Annotated in this window: 8 protein-coding genes; all 8 read right to left on the bottom strand. The window is 35.2% G+C overall.

Annotated elements, in window-relative coordinates; genetic code table 11:
• Nucleotides 1-133: 133 nt before the first annotated feature.
• The 8 genes from rseP to pyrH are packed head-to-tail and all read right to left on the bottom strand — an operon-like array spanning nt 134 to nt 6,532.
• A complete protein-coding gene (rseP, locus tag C8C76_RS09010; protein ID WP_108140882.1) occupies nt 134-1,207 on the bottom strand; it encodes an RIP metalloprotease RseP in 1,074 nt (357 codons plus the stop codon).
• On the bottom strand, nt 1,198-2,352 hold the full coding sequence (locus tag C8C76_RS09005) for a 1-deoxy-D-xylulose-5-phosphate reductoisomerase (protein ID WP_108140880.1): 1,155 nt from the start codon (nt 2,350-2,352) through the stop codon (nt 1,198-1,200). Before C8C76_RS09005 ends, rseP begins: the two co-directional genes overlap by 10 nt.
• Before the next feature lie 28 nt (nt 2,353-2,380).
• A complete protein-coding gene (ytvI, locus tag C8C76_RS09000; RefSeq protein ID WP_108140878.1) occupies nt 2,381-3,442 on the bottom strand; it encodes a sporulation integral membrane protein YtvI in 1,062 nt (353 codons plus the stop codon).
• 5 nt (nt 3,443-3,447) lie between these two features.
• Nucleotides 3,448-4,257, bottom strand: a complete 810-nt coding sequence (locus C8C76_RS08995) for a phosphatidate cytidylyltransferase (RefSeq protein WP_108140876.1) — start codon at nt 4,255-4,257, stop codon at nt 3,448-3,450.
• A complete protein-coding gene (locus tag C8C76_RS08990) occupies nt 4,250-4,969 on the bottom strand; it encodes an isoprenyl transferase (RefSeq protein ID WP_108140874.1) in 720 nt (239 codons plus the stop codon). Before C8C76_RS08990 ends, C8C76_RS08995 begins: the two co-directional genes overlap by 8 nt.
• A gap of 50 nt (nt 4,970-5,019) precedes the next feature.
• Nucleotides 5,020-5,226, bottom strand: a complete 207-nt coding sequence (locus C8C76_RS08985; protein WP_108140872.1) for a hypothetical protein — start codon at nt 5,224-5,226, stop codon at nt 5,020-5,022.
• Nucleotides 5,227-5,228: 2 nt separating this feature from the next.
• Complete coding sequence (gene frr, locus C8C76_RS08980; RefSeq protein WP_108140870.1) at nt 5,229-5,786, bottom strand: ribosome recycling factor; 558 nt, start codon at nt 5,784-5,786, stop codon at nt 5,229-5,231.
• Nucleotides 5,787-5,812: 26 nt separating this feature from the next.
• Nucleotides 5,813-6,532: a UMP kinase gene (gene pyrH, locus C8C76_RS08975; protein WP_108140868.1), complete on the bottom strand. Its 720-nt coding sequence runs from the start codon at nt 6,530-6,532 to the stop codon at nt 5,813-5,815.
• Nucleotides 6,533-6,618: the final 86 nt, after the last annotated feature.

The raw sequence follows: 6,618 nt of genomic DNA, 5'->3' as shown, positions 1-6,618 counted from the left end.
GCATAGATGCCCAGGTTTAAAGGCTTTGTTTTAGCAATATTTTTGTAAATTTAGTTCGTTTTGAATTATTTTAGACTTTTCGCAGTGCAATCATAAAATAATTAGTTCAAATAATAAAGTTCTGTTTATCTGTTTAAAAGAAAGTTCTCATCAAATCATTATAAATAATAAAGAGCATCAAAAGCATTAAAATTGCAAAGCCGATCATATGCACATAGCTTTCTTTGCGCGGATCTACAGCCTTACCTCTAATCATTTCAATGACAATAAATAGTATTCTTCCCCCATCTAGAGCAGGAAAAGGAAGTAAATTGATAATTCCTAAATTAATACTGATTATCGCTGTCCAGTTTAAAACATTCAAAATACCTACTCTGGCAGCCTGACCAATGATTGAAGCAATCATTATTGGTCCACCAATATCTTCAGCTGAGCTTTCTCTAAACATCTGCACAAAACCGGAAATAGTCATCACAAAAACCTGGTACGACTGCTGCAGGCCAAGAGAAATAGACCTCAGAAAAGAGACATTTTCTCGAATCAGCTGCGGATAAACCCCAATTACTCCACGGTCACTATCTTCACTCTGAACCGGGGTAACATTAATTGTATTTACTTCTCCATTTCGCTGATAACGAATACTAATTTCCTGATCAACATTTTCTCTAATTACAGCAGACATTTCCTCCCAGCTGTTAATTTCCTGCTCATTTATAGCCAGAATGCGGTCATTTGCTCTTAAGCCGGCCTCAGCTGCAGGCTGTTCCGGTATTACTTCACCCAAAACTGCATCTTCTGTAGTTGAGGTGGGAACACCAAAAATTGCAAAAGCAAGTATAAAAATTAAAACTGCCAGCAGAAAATTCATTATTGGCCCCATTAGGATGACTGCAAGCCTCTTAAAGGTTGACTTTTGTGTAAAAAGGCGTCCATCTGCTTTTGCCTGATCATAAATTTCTCTTTCAGCTTCAGGCATTGAATCATCAGCAGGGAATTCTCCCACCATATTACAAAAACCACCAAGCGGAATCGCTCTTATCGAATACAGAGTCTCTCCAACTTTTTTGGAAATCAATTTAGGACCAAAACCAAGCGCAAACTCAGAAACCATTATATCAGATTTTTTTGCTGTTATATAATGTCCAAATTCATGAATAAAGACTAAAACTCCGAGAACAATAATAAATGAAACAATAGTTAGAACCATTCTTTAATAACCTCCACTGCCAGTCGGCGAGCTTCCTGATCGGCGTTTAAAATTGCCTCTAAATCAGGCTCAGAAATATTCTGATGGCGATCCAGAACTGAAGCTACAACTCGACTCATAGCTAAAAATGGAATTTCTCCTTTTAAAAAACTGTAAACTGCAATTTCATTTGCTGCGTTCAATACTGCTGGGAAGGTACCGCCAGCTTTACCGGCAGTATAGGCATACTTTAAGTTCGGAAATTTATCGGTATCTGCCTGAAAAAATTCTAAAGCGGCAATTTGATCAAGTTCCAGATTGCTGCCTGCTGTTTCCAGTCTTCGGGGATAAGTTAAACAGTACTGAATCGGTATTTTCATATCTGCCGGTCCCATCTCTGCCAGAATTGTACCATCAAGCAGTCTAATCATCGAATGAACAATACTCTGGGGGTGAACCAGCACTTTAATATCATCATAATCACAATCAAATAACCAGTGAGCCTCAATCACTTCAAGTCCCTTATTCATCAAAGATGCAGAGTCAATAGTGATTTTGCTTCCCATTTCCCAGTTTGGATGATTAAGAGCATCCTCTACTGTTACCTCAGTTAATTCTTCCTGAGAATAAGAAAAGAAAGGCCCACCTGAAGCAGTTAAAATAATCTCATCCAGTTCACTCTGGTGTCCTTTTAAAAGCTGAAAAATCGCATTATGCTCACTGTCAACCGGAAGCAGCTTAACATTATTTTCCTTAACCAGTCTGGTCAAAACCGGACCTCCACTAACCAGCGATTCTTTATTAGCTAAAGCAATATCATTACCAGCTTCAGCAGCTGCAACAGAGGGCTCAAGACCCGCAAAACCAACAACTGCATTTAATAAAAGATCCACTTTTTCGGCAGCAGCAGTTTTTAAGTTATCCTTACCGCTTAGAACCTCTGTTTTGTTCGAAGTCGCAGTTAATTTATTTTCTAAGTTCTGAGCCGCCTGTTCATCAACTACTACTACAAATTCCGGCTGATATTTTTTGATCTGCTTATATAAAAGTTCAATATTTTGATAGGCAGTCAGGGCCTTAACCTGCCATGTTTTTAATTCACTTATTACCTCCAGCGCCTGACATCCAATTGAACCTGTAGAACCAAGTATAGTAATTTCTTTCATTTATTTTCACCTCAAAAACTAGATTTTATTATTTTTTGATATCAATTAAGTCAGAGTCAACAATCGCTTTTATAATAACTAAAAAAGTCGGTCCTACAACAAAACCTATAGCTCCCAAAATTCTGAAACCCGAAAATAGAGCAATCATTGTTGCCAGAGGGTGCAGGCCGAGGCTTTTACCCATAATTTTACCCTCAGAAGCAGAGCGAATGGCTGCCAGAAATAAATGCAGAATAAAAAGAGCGAAAGCCTGAGAAAAATTACCAAAAATTATTGACATTACAATCCAGGGATAAAACAGAAGAGCAGGACCAATGATTGGGATCAGGTCCAGCACAGCTGCTGTTGCTCCAACAATTAAAGCATACTGGTTACCAATAATTTTAACACCTATACCAGCTACCAGACCACTGATAGAAATCAAGATCAGCATTGCTCTTATATATCCAATAGCTGAGCGAATCAGCTGAGTAAAAACATTTGCTATTTTAGGCTGAACATCTTCTGGAAATAAATTCACTAAAAAGAGCTTGATATTATCACGATCTCTGCTGATAAAGAAAGTAGCTATAAATGCAATAAATAAAATCATAAATAAGCTTGGAAGCTTTGTTAAAAACTCTAAAATACTATTAATTACTGAGATCAGAGCATCTCTTATCCCATTATATAAAAGCTGTAAATTGCTGTTGATTGCATCTTTTACAGCATCTGATATTTCCCAGTTTTCCATAAAGTGTTCCAGCTGTTCATTCTGTTCCGATACCCATTTGATTTGAGAATCAATTGAGCGATAATCAGGTAAGTTTTTCAGCAGTCTGTTTAATTCCAGATACCCCTGGGCACCACCAATTATAATCATCGTCACCAGAATTACTATTACAAGCACGAGCACTATAACCACTGTAAAACCGCGGTGAATTGGAATATTCTGATCAAGAAAATCAACGACCGGGTTGATTAAACTTGCAATGACAGCCGCAATAATAAAGGGAGTGAAATAGATAAAAACATGTTCTAAAATAACCAGACTGATTAATAAAAATAAAAACATTAAAAAATATTTAATATACCATTTGCTGATATTCATCTAATTCACCCCAGTAGTAAGATTATAAAATAATATGTAAATGGTGCGGTGAAAATAAAACTGTCAAAACGATCAAGTATTCCACCATGCCCCGGGATAATTGTTCCTGTGTCCTTAACTCCAAAACTTCTTTTAACACAAGATTCAAAAAGATCACCTAAAATTGCTATTACAGGAAAAGTAAATGCAAAAATAAAGTAATAGATATTTAAAACTTCAAAAAATAAAGCTGCTAAGATAATAAATAAAGCAGTAGTCAAAATTCCTCCAACTGCTCCAGCCACAGTCTTATTAGGGCTGATAACAGGAGCCATTGGTGTTTTGCCGTATTTTTTACCAACAAAATAGGCACCGGAATCAGTCAGCCAGGTAGCAATTAAAACCAGCCATAAGGCACTGGTTGCAAAAAATGGCCCCTGATTGAGATCTCTTAAAAAAACAGCAAAAGATAGACCACCACCAATATATATCACAGAAAAAAGCTGGTGACTGATATTTTTAATAAAATTTTCTTCCTGATAATTATTTAAATTATATAGATAAAGCGCAAAAATAATAATGAAAAATATAATGCCGGATGGAAGATAATTAAAATCATTAGAAATGAGGTAAACATTAAAAACTATTAAAACTGCAGCTACTGATATTATACTTTTAAGTGTTTTTGATTCTATATTGAGCATGCGGTTATATTCTCTAACTGCCAGACTGACAATTACACTAACAGTTAAAAAAAACGGAAGTGAACCTGAAAAAACTAAAAATATTAATAATAAAATACCGATAATTGCACTAATCACTCTTTTTTTAAGCATTAGCATCACCGTCTTTTAGGCCGCCAAATCTCCGCTCACGATTTTTGAAATCTTCAATTGCATTTTTTAAATCATCTTCATTAAAATCAGGCCAGAACTTTTCTGTAAAATATAATTCTGCATAAGCCGACTGCCAGAGCAGAAAATTACTTAAACGCAAATCTCCTCCGGTTCTAATTACAAGTTCAACATTTTTTAAATCCTGACTGTATAAATAACTGCTGAAATCATTCTCCTGCAGATTATCCAGTTCTAGTTGATTATTTTTATAATCTGCAGCTATCTTTTTAGCAGCATCAATAATTTCTGCCCTGCCGCCATAATTAAAAGCAATATTTAATGTTAAATTTTTATTCTCTGCTGACTTCTCTTCAATATAATTAAATTCTTCAATTAAATTTTTAGAAAGGTTTTCTTTTCTGCCCAGGAATTTTATTTTAACTCCTCTATCCAATAATTCTTCTATTTCATTACTTATTGTCCTTTTCATGAGAGTTAATAAGAAATTAACCTCTGCCTTTGGCCTTTTCCAGTTTTCTGTAGAAAATGCATAAACAGTTAAAGACTCTACTTTAAAGTTTGCTGCAGCTTTTACTATTTTTTTTAAGGTTTTAACACCCTCTTTATGACCGGCACTTCTACTTTTATTTCTCTTTTCTGCCCAGCGGCCATTACCGTCCATAATTATTGCAATGTTTTTGGGAGTAGTCATTAAATCATCCCTTCCAATTAATTAATTACCCCCTAAAAAGGGGGTATAAATTAGCTGTTATATTGAAAAGACCAGGTTATAAGATAATAATCTTTTTCTTTTTCGATCTTTAGGACTCTTTTCTGTCCTTTATTTTTAAATTTATTATCATAATGAGTTGGAGGTTTAATCTGCTTAAGTTGATAATCAAACTCATTATCTTCCATAAAATCTACTGCTTTCTCTAGTGGAGAAGCTAAAAAGTTTTCTAGCTCCATATTTAAACTTCCATAATCTCTTCTTCTTTTTTATCAACAATATCATTTAATTTTCCTATATATTCATCAGTCAGTTCCTGAACATTGTCCAGTCCTCTGTGCATATTGTCCTCAGAAATTTCACCTTCATCTTCCAGCATTTCAAGTTCTTCATTGGCGTCTCTTCTGATAGCTCTGATCGCTATTCTACCTTTTTCTGCTTTTTCATGTAGAATTTTAACCAGTTCTTTTCTTCTTTCTTCAGTTAACTGTGGAATATTAATTCTAATTACACTACCATCATTGCTGGGGTTTAAGCCGAGATTTTCCTGCATAATTGCTTTTTCAATTGCTTCAATATTATTTTTATCCCAGGGCTCAATTACAATTTGTCTGGCCTCAGGCGCAAAAACTTTAGCCATCTGCTGAATGGGAGTTGCTACCCCGTAATTATTTGCTTTAATATTTTCCACAAGTGAAGGTCTGGCTCTACCTGTTCTAATAGTATTTAAATCTTCTTTGGTTTTTTCAAGTGTTTTTTCCATTTTGTTTTCTGTTTCTTTCATTACTTCTCTAAACATAAATTTGACCCCCTAAAATATGATTATTAACTAACAGAAGTTCCAATATTTTCGCCGAGTAATACCCGCTTAATGTTGCCTTCTTTTTTAACTGCAAATACTTTTAAAGGAATTTTATTATCCATACAGAGAGAAACAGCTGTAAAGTCCATGACTCTAAGGGAGTTGTTTAATAAATCAATATAAGAAAGTGTTTCGTGTTTTTGAGCGTCTTCATTAACAGCTGGATCAGAATCATAAATTCCATCAACATTTTTAGCCATCAAAATTGCATCTGCAGATATTTCGGCAGCTCTGAGGGCAGCAGTTGTGTCTGTTGAGAAAAATGGATTACCTGTACCTGCTGCAAAAATAACAACTCTTCCTTTTTCCAGATGTCTGATTGCTCTCCTTCTAATATAAGGTTCAGCAATCTGGCGCATCTCTATTGCAGACTGGACTCGAGTTTCAATATCAAATTTTTCTATCGCATCCTGCAGGGCGAGGGCGTTTATTACTGTAGCCAGCATCCCCATATAATCAGCAGTTCCGCGGTCCATTCCCTTAGCACTACCTGCAATACCTCTAAAAATATTACCTCCACCAACTACAACTGCCATTTCAACATTTGTAGTTTTGACAACATCACTAATTTCGGCTGCAATTTTTTTGATCATTTGCGGGTCAATACCAAAGCCGTTATTACCGGCGAGAGCCTCCCCACTAATCTTAAGCAGTATTCTTGAATAAACTGGTTTTTCTGTCATTATATAATTAACCTCCATTAAATATTATTCTTCAATTTTAAGCTAATTCCTTTTTTATAAGCAAATTTACTTAAAAAAAGAGAACA

The sequence above is a fragment of the Halanaerobium saccharolyticum genome (assembly GCF_003053565.1).
In the GTDB taxonomy this organism is placed as follows: Bacteria; Bacillota; Halanaerobiia; order Halanaerobiales; family Halanaerobiaceae; genus Halanaerobium; species Halanaerobium saccharolyticum_B.
Note: the sequence above shows the minus strand (reverse complement) of the source record. Positions and strands in the feature narration are given on the sequence as shown.